The following is a 23,606-nucleotide window of genomic DNA, read 5'->3' on the forward strand; positions in this document are numbered from 1 at the left end:
GTCCCCTCTCTTTTTGCAAGGTAATGCTTTTAATATATAAAAGCCGTGGAGACCCGGTGCATTTCAAAACAAGACAGAGAGGGAAGTATGGCAACAGCAATGCAGGCAGGGCCGCATCACGGGCCGAACTCGCGGCTGCGAATCGTGACGCTGGGCGTCCTGGCGCTGGTGGGCACGATCCACGCACAGGTCCAGGCGCAGGCGCAGGCACAATCGGGCGCCGCGGCGACGCCCGAGAACACCGTCGTGGTGACGGGCTTCCGTGAAAGCCTGAACAACGCACTGAACATCAAGAAGAATTCCGACGGCATCATCGACATCATCAAGGCCGAGGACATCTCGAAATTCCCGGATGCGAACCTGGCCGAATCGATGCAGCGCGTGCCGGGCGTATCGGTAGCGCAGGGCGACGGCGGCGAGGGCAAGCAGATCACCGTCCGCGGCCTGAACGCCGGCTTCACGCGCGTGCGCATCAACGGCATCGAAGGCACCACCGCCACCGGCGCCTCCGACATCAACGGCAGCACCAACCGCGGCCGCGCCTTCGACTTCAGCGTGTTCGCCGCGGAGCTGTTCAACAGCCTGGCCGTGCGTAAAACGTCCGAAGCGGGCGTGGAAGAAGGCTCGCTGGGCGCCACCGTCGACCTGCGCACTGCGCGCCCGTTCGACTTCAAGGGCCAGACCGCCAGCATCGGCGCGCAGGGCCTGTACAACACCGTCTCGAAGAAAACCCAGCCCCGCCTGACGGCGCTGTACTCGAACCGCTGGGATACCGGCATCGGCAAGGTCGGCGCACTCGTCTCGCTGGCCTACGCCAAGCGCAGTGCCATCGAGGAGGGCTACGAGTCCGTGGACATCGTGGCCGGTTCCGTCAACGGCGGCTTCTGCTCGCCGATCGGCGCGGCCACGCAGTACCCGGCCACCAATGCCGTCAAGGGCATCGATGCGCAGAACTGCGGCTTCGGCGTGCCCCGTTCCGGCAGCCTGGCCGTGTACAACGACATCATCAACCGCAAGGACGATTTCGGCGGCACCGTGGCCAGCCCGGCGGGCAGCTCGGGCGCCTTCCATCCGCGCATTCCCCGGTACCGCCGCTCGCAGACGGAATACGAGCGCACCGGCATCACCAGCACGCTGCAGTGGCGTCCGGACAGTGCCACCGAGCTCAGTCTGGACGTGATGGGCGGCCGCTACAGCAATACGCGCTACGACAACTACATCCAGGGCATCTCGTTCGGCCGCGACATGACGGAAAACGGCAAGGGCCAGACGTCGATCGTGGATGCCCGCTTCAACGAGAACGGCAGCTGGACCTACGGAAAATTCAACGGCGTGGACGTGCGCAGCGAAGGGCTGGTGGACGTGTACACCACGCTGTTCAAGCAGGCCGTCCTGTCCGGCCACCGCGACGTGACGGACAAGCTGGCCGTGGACGTGATGGTGGGCGTGTCCGACTCGCGCCTGAACAATCCGATGCGCGCCACCGTGCAGATCGATGCGCCGAACGTCAACGGCTTCTCGTGGGACTTCTCGGGCGGCGCGGTGCCGGCGCTGAACTTTGGCATGGACATCTCGAACCCGAACAACTTCTCGTTCGGTCCGCAGGGCGCCGACGGCACCGTGCACGGCAACTTCGTGGGCCGCTACCTGACCACGACGAACCGCCTGAAAACCAGTTCCATCAACCTGAGCTACGAGCTCAATGACAACTTCACGCTGAAGACGGGCCTGTCGAGCCGCCGCAACAGCTGGTTCAACTACGAGGTGCCGTCCGGCGGCATTCCGACGCAGGCGCTGCCGGCCGGCGTGTCGCTGGCCAGCCTGACGCGCCAGATCACCGGCTTCGGCAAGGGCCTCGGTCCGGGCGTGCCGAGTTCGTGGGCGGCGATCGACTTCGACAAGTTCCGCAGCGTGTACGACATCGAATGCCATTGCAGCGACGTGGCGCTGTCCGAATACCAGCTGGGCAACCAGATCAAGCGCGACGTGCAGGAGAAGATCGATGCGCTGTTCCTGTCGACGGACTTCAAGGTGAACGCCTGGGGTCTGCCGCTGCGCGGCAACGTGGGGGTGCGCGGTGCGAATACCAAGACCATCGCCATGCAGCTGATCAAGGACCCTGCCGGCCAGCTGGTTCCGCGCGTGGTCGAACACAGCTACCGCGACTGGCTGCCCGCGTTCAACGTGACGGCCACGCTGCCGAAGGACCTGCTGGTGCGCTTCTCGGCGGGTAAAACGCTGTCGCGCGCCGAGTACGTGGACCTGTCGCCATCGGCGTCGATCAACCTCACCAGCCAGTCCGTCTCGATCGGCAATCCGACGCTCGACCCGATCCGCGCCAACACCTTCGACCTGCAGGCCGAGTGGTACTACGCGAAGAACGCGATGCTCTCGGTGGGCGCCTTCCACAAGGACATCAAGACCTTCATCCAGCGCACCAACGAGCTGATGAAGTATTCCGAGACGGGCCTGTCGAACGCGTACCTGACGTCCACGGGCTGCTCCATCACGGGCGGCACGCCGGTATGCGGCATCACGCCGGATACCGATGTGTCGGTGAGCCGCATGGTCAACACGAAGGGCGGTCCGCTGGACGGCCTGGAAGTGAACTGGCAGGTGCCGTTCACCTTCCTGCCGGGCGCGTGGAGCAATTTCGGCGCGCTGGCCAACTACACGCACGTGAAGTCGAAGATCACCTACATCACGCGAGTGGACAATCCCCGTACCGCTGCCAACGAGCAGCTGACCGAGGAGGCCAACTTCATCGGCCTGTCGCCGAACGCCTACAACCTCACCGTGTACTACGAGGACAAGAAGTTCAGCGCTCGCGTGTCGGCCGCGCACCGCTCGAGCTTCATCCGCGACGTGCTGCGCAACGCCAACGGCAGCGACCACTCGTTCGCCGATCCTTCCACGCGCATCGGCCTGTCGGCCTCGTACAACGTGACGCCGAACCTGCGCCTGTCGTTCGAGGCGCAGAACCTGACGGACGAGGAACTCCGCTACGGCAAGGACACGGAGCGGGACGATACGCTGTTGTACGGGAAAACCGGGCGGTCTTACGTGCTGGGGGCGAACTACAAGTTCTGATGGTGGCGCGCCGGATGTCTCATGGAGCCCCGGCATGCCGGATATCTCATGCGGCGTCCGCTCGCCGGATGTCCCATGCGGCGTCCGCGTACCGGGGTCTGGCACCGCCAATGGCGCAGCAGGAAGCATGGATAGCGCCTGCTGCGGTGCCTGACCCCAGCCTTTTGCTGGATGCATGCCGGAGGCTGGGATCAGGCACCGCAGCGAACGCCAACCGGGCATCGACGCTCCCTGGCCGGCGGTGCCAGACCCGTGGCGCGGGCGCCGCAACCGTGTTCCGCTACACTCTCCTTTCCCCATTCCTCTTCCACCCCATGACCCTCCGCGCCCTCGCACCGGCCCTCCTGTTGTCCCTCCTCGCCTGTGGCCACGCCATCGCGGCGCCCGCCACGCCGGCGCCGCTGACGCTGCCCGCCATGCCGCTGCACGATCCGTTCATCGTGGCCGACAAGGCCAGCCAGACCTACTACCTGTACACGTCGAACGTGCCGTCGATGAGCGGGCAGTGCGGCGTGGGCATCATGGCCTACACGAGCCGCGACCTGAAGAACTGGTCCAGACCCACCGTGGTGTTCGACCTCCCGAAAGGCGGCTGGGCGAACGGCGGCGGGTGGGCGCCGGAAGTGCATGCGTGGCGGGGCAAGTACTACCTGTTCACCACGCTGCACAACGAAAGTGCGAAGCTGGACCAGCCGTCCGTGTCCGGCTGGCCTGCCCACCGCCGCGGCACGATCCTGGCCGTGGCGGACGGCCCGAAGGGCCCGTTCCTGCCGGTGAACGGCGGCGAACCCATCGCACCGGCCAGCCTGATGACACTGGACGGCACGCTGCACGTCGACCGCGACGGCAAGCCGTGGTACGTGTATGCGCACGAGTGGGTGCAGACGGGCGACGGCACCATCGAAGCCATGCCGTTGACGGCGGCACTGCAGCCGGCCGGGAAGCCGGTCCTTTTGTTCAAGGCCTCCAGCGCCGCCTGGTCGAAAGGCGACCGGCCGGTGGGTGCCGACGGCACGCCGGCCAAGCAGAACGTGTACGTGACGGACGGCCCGCAGCTGTATCCGTCGCAGGACGGCAGCCTGCTGATGCTGTGGTCCAGCTACGACAAGGATGGCTATGTGCAGTCGGTGGCGCGTTCCGCCTCCGGCCGGTTGCAGGGACCGTGGGAGCAGCTGGAACCGATCGTGCGGCGCGATTCCGGCCACGGCATGCTGTTCGATGCCTTCGACGGCAAGCGCATGCTGGTGCTGCACCGGCCGTTCAAGAACGCGCGCGGCAAGCTGTACGAAGTGCGCGATGCGGGCGGGCGCATCGAAGTCCTGAACGAGCGCGTCGACCTCGATGGCGACCACGTGATGGGACCGCTGGCGCCGCCGCAGCGCGGCAAGTGCCCGGCCGCTGCCGGCGACTGATCCCAAGATCTCTATAGCATCCCGCAGCCACGGCCCCGTGGTTGCGGCCACACATCCGCGATGCATCCTGCAGCACGGCCCCGTGACTGCGCCGCCACACCGGCATCCTCCAGTCACCGCCCCATGACTGCGCCGCCACGCCGGCATCCTGCAGCCACCGCCCGTGGCCCCGGCGATACACCACGACGCATCGTCCCAGGTCCCGCTCCCGGGTCGCAAACCGGTAGTCATCGGCCGGCATGATAAATCTGGTGATCGCACCACGGGTGATGGTAAATTCATATCGCTGGCCCAGCACCGTACCGCTTGCATCTCACTACCAGAACAGGAGACGACGATGAGCAACGTACCTGGTTCCCTCCGCACGAGCATCCGCCCGAATGGCTTCAAGCGCGCGCTGCAGCGCGGCGAACTGCAGGTGGGACTGTGGTCCGGCCTGTCCAGCAGCGTGACCGTGGAAGTGCTGGCCAACGCCGGCTTCGACTGGCTCCTGCTCGATACGGAACACTCGCCGAACGAACTGCCGATGGTCCATTCGCAGCTGCAGGCGATCGCGCAGGGGCCCACGCACCCGATCGTGCGGCCGGCCTGGAACGACACGGTGCTCATCAAGCGCTTCCTGGACGTGGGCGTGCAGACGCTGCTGATCCCGTTTGTGCAGAACGCGGACGAAGCGCGCGCGGCCGTTGCCGCCACGCGCTATCCGCCCCATGGCGTGCGGGGTTTTTCGGCCGCCTCGCGGGCCAACGACTATGGCCGCATGGCCGGTTATGCGGCCGGCTGCGCGGCAGAGATCTGCCTGCTGCTCCAGGTGGAAACGCCGCTGGCGCTTGCCAATATCGAGGAGATCGCCGCGGTCGAGGGTGTCGACGGCATCTTCATCGGACCCGGCGACCTCGCCGCGTCGATGGGCCATGTGGGCAACCTGAAGCACCCGGAGGTGGTGGAGGCCATCACCGGTGCCATCGGCCGCATCGTCGCCACGGGCCGCGCGGCGGGCGTGCTGATGGGCGACGAAACGCTGGCACACCAGTTCATCGAGGCCGGCGCCACCTACACGGCGGTGGGCAGCGACATCAACCTGCTGGCGCGCGGTGCCGAAGCCCTGGCGGCGCGGTTCAAGAGCCCCGCCTGACGATCCGCCATCTAACAGGAGAGAACGGCGATGAGCAAAGTGGGATTCATTGGGCTGGGCATCATGGGCGCGCCGATGGCCGCCAACCTGCTGAAGGGCGGCCACGAGCTGTACGTCACGGCGCGCAAGGCCGTGCAGCCCGAGCTGCTGGCACTGGGCGCGATCGCTGTCGGCTCCGCGCGCGAGGTGGCGCAGCAGGCCGACATCATCATCACGATGGTGCCCGATACGCCGGACGTGGCGGAGGTGCTGTTCGGCGAGGGCGGCGTGGCGCAGGGCCTGGCGCCCGGCAAGATCGTGGTGGACATGAGTTCCATCTCGCCGATCGAGACGAAGGTTTTTGCGCGCCGCATCAATGCCTTGGGCGCCGCCTACCTGGATGCCCCCGTGTCCGGCGGCGAGGTGGGCGCGAAGGCGGCCACGCTGACCATCATGGCGGGCGGCCCGCAGGCGGCCTTCGACATCGTGCGCCCCCTGTTCGAGCTGCTGGGCCGGAACATCACGCTGGTGGGCGATAATGGCGACGGCCAGACCACCAAGATGGCGAACCAGATCATCGTGGCGCTGAACATCGAGGCGGTGGGCGAGGCGCTGCTGCTGGCCTCGCGCATGGGCGCCGACCCGGCGAAGGTGCGGCAGGCGCTGATGGGCGGCTTTGCCGCATCGCGCGTGCTGGAAGTGCATGGCGAACGGATGATCACGCGGGCCTTTGCGCCCGGCTTTCGCATCGCGCTGCACCAGAAGGACCTGAACCTGGCGCTGGACAGCGCGCGGCAGGTGGGCGTGAGCCTGCCCAACACGGCCCATGCGCAGCAGCTGTTCAACAGCTGCGCGGGCCATGGCGGCGGGGCACTGGACCATTCGGCGCTGGTGCGGGCGCTGGAGATCGCCGCGGGCCATGAAATCGGCAATGGATGAGGGATGGTTGCAGCAATGAGCGAAGCGATGAAGAGAGCGAAGCCGGAGGCGCTGAGCGACACCATGCCGGGCAAGGACCCGGCCGCACCGGCCGCACTGTTGCGCCGCATGTTCGACGCGGCCGTGGCCGCGGCGCAGCCGGCCCTGTGCCTGCCGCCGCACCTGCCGGCGCCGCCGCGCGGCCGCACGCTCGTGATCGGCGCCGGCAAGGCATCGGCCGAAATGGCGCGCGTCGTCGAGCAGCACTGGCCGGGCGCACTGGCAGGGCTGGTGGTCACGCGCTACGACTACGGCGTGCCCTGCGAGCGCATCGAGATCGTCGAAGCGGCCCACCCGGTGCCGGATGCGGCGGGCATGGCGGCCGCGCAGCGCATGCTGGCGCTGGTGAAGGGACTCACGGCGGACGACCTGGTGATCTGCCTGATCTCCGGCGGCGGCTCCAGCCTGCTGGCGCTGCCCGATCCGTCGCTCGACCTGGCGATCAAGCAGGACATCAACCGCGCACTGCTGCGCAGCGGCGCCACCATCGGCGAGATGAACTGCGTGCGCCGCCATCTCTCCGCCATCAAGGGCGGGCGGCTGGCGGCAGCCTGCCACCCGGCGCGCGTCGTCACGCTGCTGATCTCGGACGTACCGGGCGACGATCCGGCCGACATCGCCTCCGGCCCCACCTGCGCGGACCGCACCACCTGCGCCGATGCGCTGGCGATCCTGCGCCGCTACGGCATCGCCGTGCCGGACAGCGTCATCGAGCTGCTGGAGAGCGGCCGCGGCGAGTCCGTCAAGCCCGGCGATTGGCGGCTGGAGGGCAACGACGTGCGCATCATCACGGCGCCGCAGATCGCGCTGGAAGCCGCGGCGAAGGTCGCGCAGGAAGCCGGCGTGGCGGTGCACATCCTGGGCGACAGCATCGAGGGGGAGGCGCGCGACGTGGGCATCGTCATGGCCGGCATCGCGCGGCAGGTGGCGCTGCGCGGCCAGCCGTTTACGACGCCCTGCGTGCTGCTGTCCGGCGGCGAAACCACCGTCACCGTGCGCGGCGCCGGGCGGGGCGGGCGCAACGTGGAGTTCCTGCTGTCGCTCGGTGTCGCGCTCAACGGCCTGGACAAGGTACACGCGATCGCCTGCGATACGGACGGCGTGGACGGCCAGGAGGAAATCGCCGGCGCGCTGCTGTTCCCCGACACGCTGGCACGCGCCTGGCAGCTGGGCATCCGGCCGCGCGACAGCCTGGCCAATAATGACGGCCACGGTTTCTTCCAGGCGCTGGGCGATTCCGTCGTCTGCGGGCCCACGCTGACCAATGTGAACGACTTCCGGGCCATCCATATCGCTTAGCAGCCGTTGCGGCATGCCGCCTGGCAACCCGAAATCCCTCCTATGTAGTGCAGCGTACAGTGCTGGCAGGGCTGCCGGCGTAGCCTGCGGGTTTTCCGATGACAGGAGAGCTCATGGCGACCGTCCGCTCGTGGCCACGCTGCCGCCCGATCCCCTGCAAGCCGTGGCGCGACAGTGCCTGCCGCAAGGAGCTGCGCGATGCAGGTGCCTGAAGCCGCCCGCGCCAGCGCGGCGCTGCCGGCCGTCTTCGTGATCTGTACCGTGCTGGCCGTGGCCAACCTGTGCGGCTGGCTGTTCGGTATCCGGCAGCTGGTCTCCATGGCGCCCGGCCTGCCGGCCATGGTGCCGGTCACTGCGCTGCTGTCGCTGCTGATGGCGGGCGGCCTGTGGACGTCATGGCGTTGGCCGCAGCGGCCGTTCATCGCGACGGCAGGGCCCGCGGCCGTCATCGCGCTGGGCCTGGTCATCGAAACGTGCTACCTGGCCGGCGCGGCACCGGGGCCGTTCCTGCTGGTGCAGGCGGGCCGCGAAAGCGGGTACAACCTGTCTTCCCCCGTGACGGCCGGCATGTTCATCGCGCTCGGCCTTGCGTCGCTCCTGCTGGCCAGGGGAGCGAAGGTCAGGACGGCGCAGGGCATCGGGCTGGGGGTGTTCCTGCTCGCGCTGCTCAACCTCACCGGCTACCTGTTCCGCGACACCTCCCTGTTCGCGCTCCTGCCGGGCCGCGGGACCTCGATCCTCACGTCGCTGCAGGTCCTCTTGCTGGCCGCCGGCGTGCTGCTGCTGCGTCCCGGCAGCGGGCTGATGGCGGCGATGACGGGGCGCTCGCCCAGCGCGCGCATTGCACGCCGGCTGCTCGTCTCGGCGTTCCTGGTGCCCGTCGCCACCGGCGCGGCGCTGTTCGCCTCGGCGCAGGCGGGCCTGTTCGACATGCCCAGCGTGCTGCCGCTGTTTGCCTGGCTCGTGGTCGTGCTGCTCTTGACGATCATCTGGCGTTTCGCGCTGCAGTTGCGCACCGTCGACCTGGCCCGTGCCGCCGCGCGGGCCGAACTGCAGGCCGCGCTGGAGGCGCTGCGGGCCGAGCATGACCGCAAGGACATCTTCCTGGCCACGCTGGCGCACGAGCTGCGCAATCCGCTGGCGCCCGTCAGCGCGGCGGCCGACGTGCTGCGCCTCGGCGGCGCGGCGAGCGTGGAGGACCGGCGCCGGCTGGGCAACGTCATCGGCACGCAGGTGGGCAATATCGTCGATCTCGTCAACGACCTGCTCGATGTCGAGCGGATCACGCGCGGCCGCCTCGCGCTGGACCGTCAGGTGCTGGACATCCGCGAGCCGATCGCCGGCGCCTTCGAGTAGGTGCGTCCGCTGATGGTGCGCAAGCAGCACGCCTGCCACCTGCACCAGCCGCCGCACCCGGTGCACGTGCGCGGCGAAAAGCGCCGGCTGGTGCAGATCCTCGCCAACCTGCTCAACAACGCCGCCAAGTACACGGCGCCGGGTGGCGTGATCGACGTGCGGGTGACGGTATCGGCAGCCCAGGTCGAGATCTCGGTCGAGGACAATGGCGTGGGCATGCCGGCGGCCCTGCTGCCGGACGTGTTCGATACCTACACGCAGGCGGCGCCGACGCCGGACCGGGCGGAGGGCGGACTGGGCCTCGGCCTGGCGCTGGTGAAGGAGCTGGTGGCGCTGCACAACGGCACCGTGCACGCGGCCAGCGCGGGACCGGGTCGCGGCAGCACGTTCACGCTGACGTTGCCGCTGGCAGGCGCCGACGTGCCGGCGCCAGCGTCCATGGCCTGAGCGTTCCTGCCGGCGGTGCGCGATGGCGTTACGGACGCAGGTCGTTCTCCGCCTTCGGCGGCTGCGCCAGCACCCACATGAAGTAAAGCGCCTTGGCGGCCCTGGCACGCGTGACCTGCACCTGCGGTTCGATCTGGCGGCCGTTGACCATGCGGCCGCGCGCGATGCCCGCTTCCGAGCGGATCAGCCCCAGCTCGTACGCCTCCTTCAGCTTCGCCGCGTACTGCGGCGAGACGGCCGCCGTATCCGTCAACTGCGGCCAGCGCACCAGCGGGTAGTACATCGCGCCCTGCGTGCCCGTGTCCAGGTTCGGATCGTAGCCCGGGCTGCCCGGCAGCACTGTCTTGCCGTTGTAGTCGGTCATGTAGGCGGGCTTCGTGCGGAACTTGGCCTGGTACGCGTCGTACAGGATGGCGCCCATCATTTCGCGGGACAGCGGGCCGGCGGCATACCGGGAGAGCGCTGCCTCGGGAAGCTGCATGAGCTTCGCCAGCGCCGCGCTGAACTCGCGCGTGTCCATCGGCGCCGCCGGATTGAAATTGCCGTGCGCATCCTTGCGCAGGGCACCGAGCTGCAGCAGCTTCTCGATCTGGTTGCGGTAGTAGGCACCGTCACCGGTGACGATGTCGTTGGCGATTATTGGGTACAAGGCCGACCAGTCGTTCTTCGTCACGGCTGCGCGCACATCGGCACGCAGGCTGGCGACGATCCGCGCCGCCACCTCGTCATCCTGTGACAGTCTCTCGAGCTCCGTCACCACCAGCCGCGCATACTGCTTCGCCAGCGCTTCCTTGTAGTGCGTGCCGTCGATCTTGTTGGACGGGTGGCCGTTCGCATAGCTGCCGTCGTTGGTCTTGCCGGGCGTCTCGCCCGCCTCGATCGACATGACCATCGCGGTGATGGCCTGCTGGCCGGCGGCGTTGTAGTACTCGACGCTGCGCGCGTTCAGGTCCACGACCGGCACGTGCAGCTCGGCGCCCAGCTTCTTCATCAGCTCGGGGAAGTGGCGCTTGCCGAACGAGTTCACGTACGGCTCGCCCGGCTTCGGCGTGCCGTTCACACGCGACATCGGCGTGACGAACACGGGCACCATGCCGCGCGCGCGGATCGCCGGCACGTAGACGTCGCGGATGAATTCCTCGTACATCGCTTCCGTGGAGCCGCGGCCATAGCGGCGCGTCTCGTCGAGGCTTTCGTCGTTGTGGCCGAACTGGATCATCACGATGTCGCCCGCGTAGCCCGTCATCAGCAGGTCGTTCAGCCGGCCTTCGTTGTAGGCGTTACGGAACGAGCGGCCGCCCATCGAGTAGTTCACCACCCGCACCTTCGAGGCATCGAACAGCTGGTCGAACACCTGGCCCCAGCCGCTCATCGGCGCCTCGTCGAAAGTGTAGGACTTCACGGTGGAGTCGCCCAGCGTGTAGATCGCCGGCTGGACGTCGGCGGGGCGCGGCCGTGGCGGCAGCGGCGTCAGCACGATCTCCGCCACGCCGACCGGCACGCCGGCTTTGGCCGGCTCGATCTCCACGTCGATGTAGCCGCGCCCGTTCACGTAGCGGTACGACCAGTCGCGGCCCTGCGCCACCACGCTCGTCTGGTTCGGCATCAGGCTGGCCGCATCCCAGAACACGGCGGGCGTGAGCCGGCTGGTCTGCATGCCGGTCAGCGACACCACCGTGTCGGCCGCATCGGAGGTGGTGCGCACCTTCACGGCATAGGCACCGGGCGCGGCCTTGATGCGGAACGCCATGCCGTAGTTGTTGTAATGGTCGGTGGCCGCATTCGGATCGACGGCGGCTTCCGTGATCACGTAGCCTGCCGCGGTGCTGCGGATCCCTTCCGTGTGGACGGAACGGGCCGGCAGGGCGCCGGTCTGGTTGACGAAGCCGTAGCCGGTGGTGGCGCTGTACAGCGGCGCGCTGCCGGTCCAGCGCACGGCCGTCGCGCCGGGCTTCGGCTGGCCCGTGAAGTCGTAGCGCAGTTCGGCGGGTGCCGGCTGCGCGGCGGCCACCGCCGTCAGGAACAGGCCTGCCGCCAGTGCCGCGGTCCGGCCGATCAGGTTTTTCATGAGGTCATTCCTTCGTGGCCTTCTTCGGGCCGTACTGGTAGGTGCGCACCTTGTCGGTGATCGCGATGTCCGGGTTGGTAATGAGCCGGATCATCTCGAAGCCGGCCAGCAGGGTCGGTCCGTAGCCGGCCATCGCATTGATGCTGACCGGGCGGTTGTAGTAGTAGACGTTGTCGCCGGCGAAGGTGGTGGCCACGACACCGTCCGACAGCGCGCCATCGGCGCCGATGCGTGACGAGACGCCCGCCCAACCCGCCTGCGCGATCGCGCCGTACGTGGTGGGACTGATCCAGCCCTGGTTGATGGCATGCGCGATCGCGTAGACGAACATCGCGCTGCCGGAGGTTTCCAGGAACGAGTCCTGCCGGTCCAGCATCTGGTGCCACAGGCCCGCGCCGGACTGCAGTTTGGCGATGCCGCGCAGCGCCTTGCGGTGCTGGGCCAGCACCTGCTGGTAGCCCGGATGGTCCTGCGGCAGCACGTCCAGCAGGTCGGACATCGCCAGCACGCACCAGCCGTTGGCGCGGCCCCAGTAGAACTCCGGCGCCTCCGGATTGTTCTGGTTCCAGCCGTGCATGTAGATGCCCAGCCCCTTGTCGAACAGGTAGCCGGACATGTTCAGCACGTTCTTCACGGCGTCGTCGAAGTACCGGCGTTCGCCCGTCATGCGGCCCATCTCGGCCAGCGCGGGGATGCTCATGTACATATCGTCCGCCCACACGGACCAGGCCTGCGGGCGGTTGCGCGCCAGCGTGCCATCCGGCAGGCGCACCTGTTTGTTCGCCACCCAGTCGCTGCTGATCGCGATCTGCGCCGACATGTCCGGCCCGATCTTCGCCAGCCGGGCGCGCACCATCGCCGCCGTCATCGAGCCGGCATCGTCCAGCGCATGCGGGGCGATGAAGCGCGCGAAGCTGTTCGCGCGGCCCAGCTTGAAGCGTTCCTCCTGGGCGCGGAAGTAGGGCAGGCGCTCCTTGAAGAAGGCCAGGTGGCGCTCCGTCATCGCCGTCCATTTCGGGTCGCCCGTCAGGCGGCGGCCCAGCAGCAGGCCCGCATGCATCACGCCCATCTCGTAGTTCATGATGCCGAAGTCGTTCGGCGACGGTGCCACGACCGCATCGGCCGTGGGCGTGGCGAAGTCCGTGACGGGCCGGCCGGTCTTGCGGTCGACGATGCGGCTGGGCGTGGCGCGGTCGATGAAGCCGCGCACCAGGTCCATCTGCGCCGTGATCTCGGCCACCACCGGGAATTTGTACGGCACCGGATAGGTGGGCTCCAGCGGATCGTTCGGATTCCTGTTGTCCGGATTGCGGTACGGCCCCACCGCGTAGGCGGGGGACGCGATGGCCGCGGCCAACATCAGGCAGACGGTCCTGCGGTTCATTTGGTCACGCGGAAGTAGTCGACATCGAGCGTGGCGCCGGAAGCCCTGGCCGAGGCGCTGCTGCTGTACAGGCCCATCTGCGCGCCGACCCAGTGGCCCTTGGTGGCGGAGAACACCGGGCCGGCATCGGTGAATTTTTTGCCGTCGGCGCTGTACTGCAAACGCGCCTGCGCATCGTCCGCCATCACCAGGCGCAAGGTCAGCGAAGCTGGCGCTTTCGGCAGCACGACCGTTTCCGCTTCCGTGCAGCGTGGCCTGAACGGCGTGCAGGTGGTGTACACCAGCTGCAGATCCGCTCCCTGCCGGCGCAGGCCCAGCGAGGCGTAGCTCTGGCCGTTCAGGATCAGGCCCGCGCGGTCGCCGTCGGCGGCGCCTTTCAGTTCGATGCGCGTCTCGGCCGTGAAGGTGGTCGCCGGCAGCTTCTGCGCCACGATGTTCGGCGAAGCGCGCACGTAGTCCTTCGAGTCGGGGAAGGCCAGCACGGGCAGGCGCAGGAAGCCGGGGCGGGCGGTCAGCGAGTAGTAGCCCTGCTGCGGATTGGCGTTCCACTGCCATTGCAGGCCCAGCGACTTGCCCGTGAAGTCGTCGCTGGTGGCCGGCACGGCGACCTTCTGGCCGGCTACCGGCTTCTGGTAGGTGGCGACCGGATTGCCGATGCCGGCTTTGGGGCCCGGCGTGCCGATGACGGGCCAGCCATCCTGCCACGTCATCGGCTGCAGGTGCACCACGCGGCCATAGGCCTTGCGGTCCTGGAAATGCAGGAACCAGTCCTTGCCGTCCTGGGCGCGCACCCAGCCGCCCTGGTGCGGACCGTTGACCTGCGTGCCGCCCTGTTCCATCACGATGCGGTCCTCGTACGGGCCGTCGATCGTCTTCGAACGGAACACGGACTGCCAGCCTTCCTCCACGCCGCCGGCCGGCGCGAAGACATAGTAATAGCCTTCGTGCTTGTAGAACTTCGGCCCTTCCAGCGTGCGGTAGCCGGCCAGCCGGTTGCCGTCGATGACCACCTTGCCCTGCGCGTCCAGCACGCGGCTGCCGTCCGGCGCCATCGGGTGCAGGGTGAGGATGTTGTTCACGCCCGCGCGGCTCTTGGCCGACGCATGCAGCAGCCAGGCCTTGCCATCGTCGTCCCACAGCGGCGTCGGGTCGATCAGGCCCTTGCCCGGCAGGACCAGCACGGGTTCGCTCCACGGCCCGGCGAAGTCCTTTGCCGTCGTCACGTAGATGCCGTGGTCCGGATCGGGATAGAAGATCCAGAACTTGCCGTCATGGTGGCGCAGGCAGGGCGCCCACACGCCGGCGCCGAAGCGGGGCGTCTCGAAGTGCGCCACCGGCACCTGCTTCGGCAGCGCGTGGCCCACGATCGTCCAGTTCACCAGGTCCTGCGACTGCAGCAGCGGCAGGCCGGGCGCGCTGTTGAAGCTCGACGACGTCATGTAGTAGGTGTCGCCCACGCGGATCACGTCCGGATCCGAATAGTCGGCGTTCAGCACGGGGTTCTGGTACTTGCCGTTGCCCAGGTCCGCGCCCCAGGCTTCGGCCGCATGGGCCGGGAAGGCCAGCGTGGCCAGCATCAACGGGAGGGCGGCCAGCGTGGCCGGCATGGAAGGGAAGCGCTGCATGGGTCTCCTGCTTGTTCTTGTACGTTCGCGGATCGGTCAGGCCGGCGCAATGCGGCCTGACCAGCTCCCGCAAGCATCGCCCAAAATGCAGGGCGACGCAAACATAATTTTGCGCATCGGCGGTGCGAAAAAACGTGAAACCCCGAATGAGGCCGATCTGTTTGCGAGATCGAAGCGGTGCTTGGCCGGGCCGCGAAAGGTCGGTTAAACTGGTCAGGCCAAAACTAAAACAAGGAGACAAGATGCTGCGTTCCACCGCCATGCTGGCACTGGTGTGCCCCGCCCTGATATCGTTTGCCGCGCAGGCCTCGGATGCGGTGACCCGTATCGAAGCCGATGCGCCGGTGCGCGTGACCGGCACCGCCGCCCCGGCCGACAGCTATGTCGAGGCGCGCTTCCGGCCGCTGGCGCCGGGCCGCGACGGCAAGCTGTACGTGGTGGGCCGCTACCAGGACGAGAAGAACTGGTACGGCGCCGGCGTGGCCTTCCAGGGCACGACGGGCCGCGTGCAGGTGGAGGTGGTGCGCATGCAGGATGGCCAGCTGACGCGCCTGAAGCAGTTCGGCCGCGCCGGCGCCAGCGATGGCCGGTTCAACACCGTGCGGCTGGAGATGGCCGGCGCGAACCTGGCCGCCTACCTGAACGGCGAACGCGTGACGATCGCCGTCGATGGCGCCTTGCCGCTGCCGGGCCGGTATGGCGTGTTCGCGCAGGGCGCCGCATTCGAGGTTGGCACGCCCGTCGCGGGGGATGCGGCGGACAAGCCGGCCCGCCTGGCGCTGGCCCGTGCGCCGCAGCGCGTGCAGCTGTCGGTGGGCGATGCGGCCGTAAGCCTGCCGGTCAGCGCGCTCGGTTCGTATCGGTTGCCCGATGCCGCGGCAGCACCCGTACGGCTGGCCACGCGCAGCTTCATCACGCAGGGCGCGATCCAGGATGCCGCGGCTGCGGCCACCGGCGCGCAGCCCTTCCGCTTCACGGCCGTTGCCGCCGATCCTGCGCTACTGCGCGTGCAAGTCGCCGATGGCGCCGTCAGCCTGGCGCCGGTCGCCGCCGGCACCACCACCGTCATGCTGACCAGCGTCGACGATCCGAACGTGCTGTCCGTGATCGATGTGCAGGTGGCTGCGGCCAGTGCACCGGCGCCGGCGTCATACAAGCTCGCAGGTGCGGTCACGCCCGCGATCGGCGAACGCGATGTGCCGGCCGATACGCCGCTGCGGCTGCACTTCGATGCGGCGCCGACGCTCGGCATGTCCGGCGGTGCGATCCGCGTGTACCGCAAGCGCGATGGTGCGCTGGTGGACACGGTGCGGGCGGGCGGCGAGTCGGACCAGTTGGGCTACGAAGGCCAGCCGTTCCGTCGCGCGCTGCGCCTGCAGCCGATCGCGATCGAGGCCCGCGAGGCCATCGTCCACCTGCACAGTGCGAAGCTGCGGCCGGGCGAGGAATACATCGTGACCGTGGATGACGGCGTCTTCAGCGGCACGCTGGGCGGCCAGCCGTTTGCCGGCATCGCGAAAGGGCAGGGCTGGGCCTTCCGCACGAAGGCGACCCTCCCGCGCGGCGCGCGCTTCGTCGTGGACGACGACGGCAAGGCCGATTTCCGCACCGTGCAGGGCGCGCTCAATCACGTCATGCAGCACACTGCGCGCACGGCGCCGGTGACGGTGGAGATCCGCAATGGCCGCTACCAGGAACAGCTGTACCTGCGCGGGAAGGACAACGTCACGCTGCGTGGCCAGAGCCGCGATGGCGTCGTGATCGACGCGCAGAATGGCGATGGCCTCAACCCTGGCTCCGGCACCGCCCAGGAAGCGCGCTCGCCCGGCATCACGGGCGGCCGCGCGCTGTTCCTGATCGAGGACGCGGACCTCGTCACGCTCGATACGCTGACGATCCGCAACAGCGTGCTGCGTTCCGCACCCAACGGTGGCCAGGCAGAGACGGTCTTCTTCAACAGCGAGGGCCGGCTGGTGGCAAAGAACGCCAGCTTCTTCAGCGAGCAGGACACCATCCAGGTGCGCGGCTATGCGTGGTTCTACCGCACGCTCGTTGCCGGCAATGTCGATTTCATCTGGGGGAACAACCACGCCGCGCTGTTCGAGGAGAGCGAGATCCGCACGGTGGGCGATAGCGCAAATTCACAAGGCGGCGGCTACGTGCTGCAGGCGCGCACGGTGGGCGCGAATGACCGGGGCTTCCTGTTCCTGAACAGCCGCCTGACGCACGGTCCGGGCCCGACGGGCAACGACGTGCCGGCCGGCGCCACCTGGCTGGCCCGCAGCGCCGGCTACGCAACGGCCTGGGACCACATCGCCTTCATCGACTGCCGCATGGGCCCGCACATCGCGCCGGGCGGCTGGGCCGGCAACGGTGTGGCGAAACAGCCGGCACCGAATCCGCTCGCCGCCTCGGCCACCGCCGGCTGGCGCGAAGCGGGCTCGATGGACCTGGACGGCAGGCCGCTCGACCTGTCCCGCCGCGCCAACGGCCGCGTCCTGACGCCCGACGAAGCCAAAGCCGCCTACACCACCCGCGCAGCCTTCTTCGCCGGCTTCCCGGGCGGCTGGAACCCGCGGCCGTAGCCATTGCCGAGCTCGTGTCCACCTTGGGGTCAACCCCGTTTTCGGACACGGGCTCAGCAATAACAACGGCGCGAACCCGCGCATTGTTGAGTCCGTGTCCGATTTTGGGGTTGACCCCCAGGTGGACACGGGCTCGACAGTCAAGCTGCCGGCGGGTGGTATAGCATCGCGACATTGCACCGCTCGTAGCGGGCGCCGTAGCGGGCCATGATGCCGGCGTCGTGCCGGAAGCCGAGCTTTTCATACAGGTGGATGGCGGGCGCACACTTGGTGTTGCTGAGCAGGTAGAGGGGATCGGCCTGCAATGCCATGGCCCGGTCGATGATGGCGGCCAGCAGGAACTCGCCGGCCTTCAGGCCCCGTGCCGATGCGCGCACGCCCATCTTGGTTAGCTCGAAGCCGCCCTCGCTCGTCTTCTGCAGCGCGCAGGTGCCCACGATGCCGAGTCCCCGCGCTTCGACGAACAGCACCACGCCGCCCTGGTCGACGATGCTGGCGCGGGGATTTTCCAGCACCACGCGGTCGGTCGGCTCCATGCTGAACATCTCGCTGAGCCACGCCACATTGATGTCGTGGAAGTGGTGCGCCAGGTCGTCGCTGAATTCGCGGATCGTCAGCAGCTGTGGGTTGGCGCGTGCCGCCAGCACGTCCAGCGGCGTGGCTTCCAGCGTGCCTTCCAGCTCGGCCAGCTGCCGCATGAAGGCGTCCGCACGGTCGCCGAGCAGTGCCTTGGCGGCTTCCTCCACCTGCGGCCAGACATAGACGCGGGCGCGGGCCAGCGCCGCTTCACCGGCCGGCGTGAGCGACACGGTGCGCTGCCGCTGGTCCTCGCCCGAGTGGGAAGCCACCATGCCCATCTCGGTCAGCTGGCCGATGCTGCGCGTGATGCCCGGCTGGCTCACGCCGATGAGCTGCGCCAGTTCGCCGATGGTGCGCGCCTGCCCGTCGAGCGCCGCCAGGATCGGCTGGTGCGGGGGCTGCAGCGGCAGGCCCGCATTGGCCGACACCTTGGTGGCGCCGGCCTGCATGCGCTCGCCCAGCCGTTTCAGGCGGCTGCCCAGAAACAGTATGCCGATGTCCTGCAAAAGATCCGTCATTCCGCTATCTCCATAACACGATATATAACAGTGTATGCAAATGGACGGCGGCCGTCAAATACTCTCGAAGGCCGATGCACTTAACGCTATCGAAAAGTGCAAACTGATTCCCACTGTCGGGATAAGTTGTTTAAACTACCATCGGATGCATGTCATCCGCCGATACCGATAAGACAGATAAAACATCAAGGAGACCCTATGCGTTGTACGACCCTGGCCCTGGCGATCTCGCTGGCGCTGTCCAGCCTCGCCCATGCCGCACAAGCACCGGTAGCGGCCGCGCCCGCCGAGTGGGAGCAGCCGGAAGTATTCGCCGTGAACCGGGAGCCGATGAAGGCCACGTTCTTCAACTTCGAGAGCGTGGAGCTGGCGAAAGCGGGCGACATGAGCCGCTCGAAGCGCTACCGCTCGCTGGACGGCGCCTGGCAGTTCGCGTGGACGAAGGGCGTGGCCAACCGGCCGGCGGACTTCTACAAGCCCGGTTTCGACGTGTCGGCCTGGAAGACGATCCAGGTGCCCGGCATGATGCAGGCGCAGGGCTTCGGCGTGCCGGAGTTCTACAACATCGTCTACCCGTTCCCGCTGAACGAGCCGTACATCCCGCATGACGTCAACGAGGTGGGCTCGTACCGCCGCGATTTCGACGTGCCGGTCGACTGGCAGGGCCAGCGCATCTACCTGCACATCGGTGCCGCCGGTGCCGCCTACTACATCTGGGTCAATGGCGAGAAGGTGGGCTATTCGGAAGACTCCAAGCTGCCGTCCGAATTCGAACTGAGCAAGTACGTCAAGCCGGGCAGGAACACCATCGCCATCGAGGTGTACCGCTATGCCGATGGCTCCTACCTGGAAGACCAGGACTTCTGGCGCCTGTCCGGCATCGAGCGCAGCGTCTACGTCTACGCCGAAGGGAACACGCGCCTGCGCGACTACACGGTCACCGCCGGCCTGGACAAGGCTTACCGGGACGGCGTGTTCGCGCTGGAAGCGCAGCTGACCGGCAAGGCCACCGTCACCGCCACGCTGTTCGATGGCGACAGGCAGGTGCTGACGACGAGCGCCTCCGGCAATGCGAAGCAGGCCGCGAAACTGAACGGCAAGCTGCCGTCGGTGCGCCAGTGGTCGGCCGAGACGCCGAACCTGTACCGGCTGCAGATCGAGGTGAAGGACGACAAGGGCCAGCTGATTTCCGCCACGTCGCGCAAGGTCGGCTTCCGCACCGTGGAGATCCGCGATGGCGAAGTGCAGGTCAACGGCCGCCGCGTGATGTTCAAGGGCGTCAACCGCCACGAGCACGATCCCGTCACCTACCGCGTGATGTCCGAGGCGCTGATGCGCAAGGATATCGAGCTGATGAAACAGGCCAACGTGAACGCCGTGCGCGCCTCGCACTACCCGAACGATCCGCGCTGGTACGACCTGGCCGACGAATACGGCCTGTACGTGTGGGACGAAGCCAATATCGAAACGCACGGCTACATGCAGGCCGGCGACCAGGCCGGGGGCAAGGACCGCGAGAAGATCCAGCTGGGCTACAAGGCGCACTGGCGCGCCGCGCACCTGGACCGCGTGGAGCGCATGGTCGAGCGGGACAAGAACCATCCGTCCGTCGTCATCTGGTCGCTGGGGAACGAGGCGGGCACGGGCCCGAACTTCGAGAATGCCGCCAAGTGGATCCGCAAGAACGACTCGTCGCGTTTGATCAGCTACCTGGGCCACGGCACGATGAGCGGCGAGCACAAGCCGAACAGCTACGTGGACATCTACGCGCCCATGTACGACGACATCGACCGCCAGGTCGACTATGCGATGGACCCGGCCTTCAAGCAGCCGATGATCCAGTGCGAATACGCGCACGCGATGGGCAACAGCCTGGGCAACCTGGAAGACTACTGGCAGACGATGCGCTCGTACAAGAAGCTGCAGGGCGGCTTCATCTGGGACTGGGTGGACCAGAGCGTGTATGCGAAGGACGCCAAAGGCCGCACCTACTGGGCTTCCGGCTACGACGTGAACCCGCAGCGCGGCGACGGTTCCGTGGTGGGCGATGGCCTGGTGCGCGCCGACCGCACGCCGGACCCGGAATACTACGAGCTGCGCAAGGTGTATTCGCCGTTCGTGTTCGAGGGCGATCCGGCCACCGGCAGGATCACCGCCGTGAACCGCTATGACTTCAGGGACCTGTCCTCGTTCGACTTCGACTGGTCGCTGACGGAAGACGGCCGCGAGGTCGCCACCGGCAAGCTGGCCGATGTGAACGTGGCGGCCGGCGCGCGCGCCCAGGTGCCGATCGTGCTGCCGCGCGTGGAGCGCAAGCCGGGCACGGAAGTGCTGCTGACGGTGCGCGGGCGCATCAAGGCCGATGCGATTGCCGGCGTGCCGGCCGGGCAGGTGCTGGGCTTCTCGCAGTTCGTCATGGTGCCCGGCGTGGCGATGGAACCGGTCGCCAACGGCAAGGTCGCCGTCGACCAGGGCGATGGGGCCGTCACGCTGCGTGCCGGCGGCACGCGCCTGGCCATCGACCGCAAGACGGGCCTGGTGAGCGAGTACTCGCTGAACGGCAAGCGCATGCTGACGGGCGGCTCGCCGAACTTCTGGCGTGGCCTGACGGACAACGACGAGCAGATCAAGGTCGGCGTCACCCATGCGGACTGGAAGATGATGACGGAAACGCGCCGCGTGGCCGGCATCGACGTGGCCGGCGACACCGTTACCGTGCGCTTCGTGCTGGGCGCCGGCTATGCGCGCTTCGACACGAGCTACCGCCTGCTGGGCGACGGCACGCTGTCCGTGCGGGGCAGCTTCACGCCGCAGAAGGACGACCTGCCCGATCCGCTGCGCGTGGGCCTGCGCTTCGATGCGCCATCGCAGCTGGGCCAGCTGGAATGGTATGGCCGCGGCCCGCAGGAATCGTATGCCGACCGCCAGACCGGCGCCGCCATCGGCCTGTACAAGGGCACGGTCGCCGAGCAGTACCACGAGTACATCCGCCCGCAGGAAACCGGCAACAAGACCGGCGTGCGCTGGTTCGCGCTGACCGACAAGGGCGGTGCCGGCATCAGGGTGACGGGCCTGCAGCCGCTGTCCGTCAACGTGCTGGCCTTCCCGTACGAGGACCTGTACTTCCGCAAGCGCGAGACGTGGCATAGCTCGGACATCACGCCGCATGGCAATGGCAGCGTGCTGATCGACGCCGTGCAGTCCGGCGTGGGCGGCGACACCGGCTGGAGCCTCGATGGCCGGCCGCTGGTGAAATACCGCGTGCCGCTGCAGCCGCTGTCGTACGGCTTCACGATCAAGCCGGCCGCGCCTTGATGCCGGTGTTGTAAGCGCTGGATGCCACGATCCTCCATCAGCGGCGATCGTGGCGCTAAGCGAGCCAGTTCACTTCGGCGACCTGCCGGAAGCTGATTTCTGGTGGCGAATAATTTATACTGACAAGCTACTCAACCCCAACCGGTGTCCAGGACAGTGCTGCCGGGCTACGAAGCTTTTCAGATGTATAACATTCCCCTGTCGACGGAGTTCGACGTCTTCGCTGCCCGCCAGCGCGCCGTGCAGATTGCCGGCATCTGCGGCTTCACTTCCCTCAACCAGATCCGCCTGGGCACCATCGTGTCCGACCTCGCGCGCGACCTGATCCAGTCCGGCTCCGGCACGGTACGGTTCGCGCTGCGCGGTGTCATGCCGGCAGCCTCCCTCGAGATCGCGATCCGCCAGGACAGCGACGGACCCCAGCCGCAGCAGTGGAGCGCCCGGCATTCGGCCGGCGCGGCGCGCCAGGCGCAAAGCTGGAGCGATCAGTTCCACCTCGACCTGTCGGCCGGCGGCGCCGGCATCGTGTTCTCGCGCCGCTGTCCGCCGGGGGCGGAGCTGACGCTGGAATCGTTCGAGCGGCAGGCCGGCGCGCTGGCCAGCCTGCCGGCGGACGTGGCCCTGGCCCGCGCACTGCTGCGCAACGATGCGCTGGAAGGCGAGGTCACCGGCTTGACGGCCAGCCGCACCGCGCTGCAGGGCCGCTTCGACGTGCTGGAAGGCGCCAGCCGGGCGATGGGCGAGCGGTACGAGGCACTGGAAGATGCCAGCCGCCTGATGGCGGAGCGCTACGACGCGCTGGGCCTGCGCGCCGACGCGGCGCTGCTGGCCGATGCCCGCAAGGGCGAGTTCCTGGCGATCCTGGCCCACGAGCTGCGCAGCCCGCTGGCGGCGGCCGGTGCCGCGGCGGAAGTGCTGACCAATGCACCGGCCATCGAACGCGAGCAGCTGCGCCGCATCGGCCAGATGATCTAGCGCCAGGTGCACCACATGAGCCGCCTGACGGAAGACCTGCTGGACGTGTCGCGCTTCACGCGCGGCGCCATTGCGCTGGCAAGCGATGCCGTGGACCTGCCGTCCGTCGTCGGCGAAGCGGCCGAACTGGTGGACCAGCTGGTGCAGAAGAAAAACCAGTCGGTGCGCTGGCTGCATGCCGATGCGGCCACGGTGACGGGCGACCGGACCCGCCTGGTGCAGGTATTCGCCAACCTGCTGGGCAATGCCAGCCGCTATTCCGGCAACGGCAAGGAGATCGGCATCGCCATCACCGTGGCCGGGACCGACGTGCTGGTGGACGTGGTGGACGACGGCATCGGCATGGAGCCGGACCGCATCGCCTCGCTGTTCGACTTCTACGCGCAGGCCAGCCAGTCGACGGATGGCCGGCAGGCCGGCCTCGGGCTGGGGCTGGCGCTGGTGAAGAGCCTCGTGACCGCGCACGGCGGCACCGTCGGAGCGCACAGCGCCGGTCCCGGCACGGGCAGCGTGTTCTCGGTGCGGCTGCCGCTGGCCGGGCAGGGCACGCCGCCGTTGCAGGCCTAGCGCGCACGGGCCGGCGCCGCTGCAGCCAGTGTTCCCGCGGTCGCGCGGCACCATCCGGCGTGCCGCGCTTCATGCAAGTGAGTCCAACGTCGTGGACAACGGCGTTGCGGTGCCACCGCTCCGCCGCTGGTCCGCTGCTGGTCTGTCCCTACTCGTTCGGGGAGCGGCCCTTTCCATCCCCCCGCGCAATCGCCGCTCCATCTCCGGTATCAGTTGCGAAGGAACGACAGATTTCGGTCGCTGGTTAATTTATACTGGCTAGCAATACAACCACTCATGTCCAGGACACTCGTG

15 protein-coding genes are annotated in these 23,606 nt (G+C 68.0%); 11 read left to right on the forward strand and 4 right to left on the reverse strand.

The window, feature by feature from the left end; all coding sequences use genetic code 11:
* Positions 1-144 precede the first annotated feature (144 nt).
* From IP91_RS20825 to IP91_RS20855, 7 genes are all read left to right on the forward strand, one after another.
* Positions 145-3,090 carry a TonB-dependent receptor gene (locus tag IP91_RS20825; protein ID WP_158643181.1) on the forward strand — a complete coding sequence of 982 codons (2,946 nt, stop codon included), beginning with the start codon at positions 145-147 and terminating at the stop codon, positions 3,088-3,090.
* A 314-nt stretch (positions 3,091-3,404) separates the two neighbouring features.
* Positions 3,405-4,502 carry a glycoside hydrolase family 43 protein gene (locus tag IP91_RS20830; RefSeq protein ID WP_145651526.1) on the forward strand — a complete coding sequence of 366 codons (1,098 nt, stop codon included), beginning with the start codon at positions 3,405-3,407 and terminating at the stop codon, positions 4,500-4,502.
* A 337-nt stretch (positions 4,503-4,839) separates the two neighbouring features.
* Positions 4,840-5,637 (forward strand): aldolase/citrate lyase family protein, encoded by a 798-nt coding sequence (locus IP91_RS20835; protein WP_145651528.1) that lies wholly within the window; start codon positions 4,840-4,842, stop codon positions 5,635-5,637.
* Between the two features lie 30 nt (positions 5,638-5,667).
* A complete protein-coding gene (gene glxR, locus IP91_RS20840; protein ID WP_145651530.1) occupies positions 5,668-6,555 on the forward strand; it encodes a 2-hydroxy-3-oxopropionate reductase in 888 nt (295 codons plus the stop codon).
* Between the two features lie 63 nt (positions 6,556-6,618).
* Positions 6,619-7,893, forward strand: a complete 1,275-nt coding sequence (locus tag IP91_RS20845) for a glycerate kinase type-2 family protein (RefSeq protein WP_145651606.1) — start codon at positions 6,619-6,621, stop codon at positions 7,891-7,893.
* Between the two features lie 198 nt (positions 7,894-8,091).
* Entirely contained in the window at positions 8,092-9,249 is a 1,158-nt protein-coding gene (locus IP91_RS20850) for a sensor histidine kinase (RefSeq protein WP_145651532.1), read from the forward strand.
* Positions 9,250-9,696 (forward strand): sensor histidine kinase, encoded by a 447-nt coding sequence (locus IP91_RS20855; protein WP_158643182.1) that lies wholly within the window; start codon positions 9,250-9,252, stop codon positions 9,694-9,696.
* Positions 9,697-9,724: 28 nt separating this feature from the next.
* Here the strand turns inward: IP91_RS20855 and IP91_RS20860 are convergent, their stop codons facing one another.
* The 3 genes from IP91_RS20860 to IP91_RS20870 are packed head-to-tail and all read right to left on the reverse strand — an operon-like array spanning position 9,725 to position 14,773.
* Complete coding sequence (locus tag IP91_RS20860) at positions 9,725-11,764, reverse strand: GDSL-type esterase/lipase family protein (protein ID WP_145651536.1); 2,040 nt, start codon at positions 11,762-11,764, stop codon at positions 9,725-9,727.
* A 4-nt stretch (positions 11,765-11,768) separates the two neighbouring features.
* A complete protein-coding gene (locus IP91_RS20865; RefSeq protein WP_145651538.1) occupies positions 11,769-13,148 on the reverse strand; it encodes a glycoside hydrolase family 88/105 protein in 1,380 nt (459 codons plus the stop codon).
* Complete coding sequence (locus IP91_RS20870; protein WP_199754683.1) at positions 13,145-14,773, reverse strand: glycoside hydrolase family 43 protein; 1,629 nt, start codon at positions 14,771-14,773, stop codon at positions 13,145-13,147. Before IP91_RS20870 ends, IP91_RS20865 begins: the two co-directional genes overlap by 4 nt.
* A 242-nt stretch (positions 14,774-15,015) precedes the next feature.
* Here IP91_RS20870 and IP91_RS20875 point away from each other — a divergent pair, with 242 nt between their 5' ends.
* A complete protein-coding gene (locus IP91_RS20875; protein WP_158643183.1) occupies positions 15,016-17,358 on the forward strand; it encodes a pectinesterase family protein in 2,343 nt (780 codons plus the stop codon).
* Positions 17,359-17,498: 140 nt separating this feature from the next.
* Here IP91_RS20875 and IP91_RS20880 read toward each other — a convergent pair whose 3' ends face one another.
* Positions 17,499-18,455: a bifunctional helix-turn-helix transcriptional regulator/GNAT family N-acetyltransferase gene (locus tag IP91_RS20880; protein WP_145651542.1), complete on the reverse strand. Its 957-nt coding sequence runs from the start codon at positions 18,453-18,455 to the stop codon at positions 17,499-17,501.
* Positions 18,456-18,653: 198 nt separating this feature from the next.
* Here IP91_RS20880 and IP91_RS20885 point away from each other — a divergent pair, with 198 nt between their 5' ends.
* From IP91_RS20885 to IP91_RS20895, 3 genes are all read left to right on the forward strand, one after another.
* Complete coding sequence (locus tag IP91_RS20885) at positions 18,654-21,770, forward strand: glycoside hydrolase family 2 TIM barrel-domain containing protein (RefSeq protein WP_145651544.1); 3,117 nt, start codon at positions 18,654-18,656, stop codon at positions 21,768-21,770.
* 183 nt (positions 21,771-21,953) lie between these two features.
* On the forward strand, positions 21,954-22,745 hold the full coding sequence (locus IP91_RS20890; protein ID WP_145651546.1) for a histidine kinase dimerization/phospho-acceptor domain-containing protein: 792 nt from the start codon (positions 21,954-21,956) through the stop codon (positions 22,743-22,745).
* Between the two features lie 15 nt (positions 22,746-22,760).
* A complete protein-coding gene (locus tag IP91_RS20895; protein WP_145651548.1) occupies positions 22,761-23,312 on the forward strand; it encodes a sensor histidine kinase in 552 nt (183 codons plus the stop codon).
* The last annotated feature ends 294 nt before the right edge of the window (positions 23,313-23,606 follow it).

Origin of the sequence: Pseudoduganella lurida, from assembly GCF_007830455.1 — a bacterium.
GTDB classification, from domain to species: Bacteria; Pseudomonadota; Gammaproteobacteria; order Burkholderiales; family Burkholderiaceae_D; genus Rugamonas; species Rugamonas lurida.

What these genes read in the sequence shown, in the direction of transcription:
- IP91_RS20830 (WP_145651526.1), top strand. Translation starts at nt 3,405, where the DNA reads ATGACCCTCCGCGCCCTCGCACCGGCCCTCCTGTTGTCCCTCCTCGCC.
- IP91_RS20835 (WP_145651528.1), top strand. Translation starts at nt 4,840, where the DNA reads ATGAGCAACGTACCTGGTTCCCTCCGCACGAGCATCCGCCCGAATGGC.
- glxR (WP_145651530.1), top strand. Translation starts at nt 5,668, where the DNA reads ATGAGCAAAGTGGGATTCATTGGGCTGGGCATCATGGGCGCGCCGATG.
- IP91_RS20845 (WP_145651606.1), top strand. Translation starts at nt 6,619, where the DNA reads ATGCCGGGCAAGGACCCGGCCGCACCGGCCGCACTGTTGCGCCGCATG.
- IP91_RS20850 (WP_145651532.1), top strand. Translation starts at nt 8,092, where the DNA reads ATGCAGGTGCCTGAAGCCGCCCGCGCCAGCGCGGCGCTGCCGGCCGTC.
- IP91_RS20860 (WP_145651536.1), bottom strand. Translation starts at nt 11,764, where the DNA reads ATGAAAAACCTGATCGGCCGGACCGCGGCACTGGCGGCAGGCCTGTTC.
- IP91_RS20865 (WP_145651538.1), bottom strand. Translation starts at nt 13,148, where the DNA reads ATGAACCGCAGGACCGTCTGCCTGATGTTGGCCGCGGCCATCGCGTCC.
- IP91_RS20870 (WP_199754683.1), bottom strand. Translation starts at nt 14,773, where the DNA reads ATGCAGCGCTTCCCTTCCATGCCGGCCACGCTGGCCGCCCTCCCGTTG.
- IP91_RS20875 (WP_158643183.1), top strand. Translation starts at nt 15,016, where the DNA reads ATGCTGCGTTCCACCGCCATGCTGGCACTGGTGTGCCCCGCCCTGATA.
- IP91_RS20880 (WP_145651542.1), bottom strand. Translation starts at nt 18,455, where the DNA reads ATGACGGATCTTTTGCAGGACATCGGCATACTGTTTCTGGGCAGCCGC.
- IP91_RS20885 (WP_145651544.1), top strand. Translation starts at nt 18,654, where the DNA reads ATGCGTTGTACGACCCTGGCCCTGGCGATCTCGCTGGCGCTGTCCAGC.
- IP91_RS20890 (WP_145651546.1), top strand. Translation starts at nt 21,954, where the DNA reads ATGTATAACATTCCCCTGTCGACGGAGTTCGACGTCTTCGCTGCCCGC.
- IP91_RS20895 (WP_145651548.1), top strand. Translation starts at nt 22,761, where the DNA reads ATGAGCCGCCTGACGGAAGACCTGCTGGACGTGTCGCGCTTCACGCGC.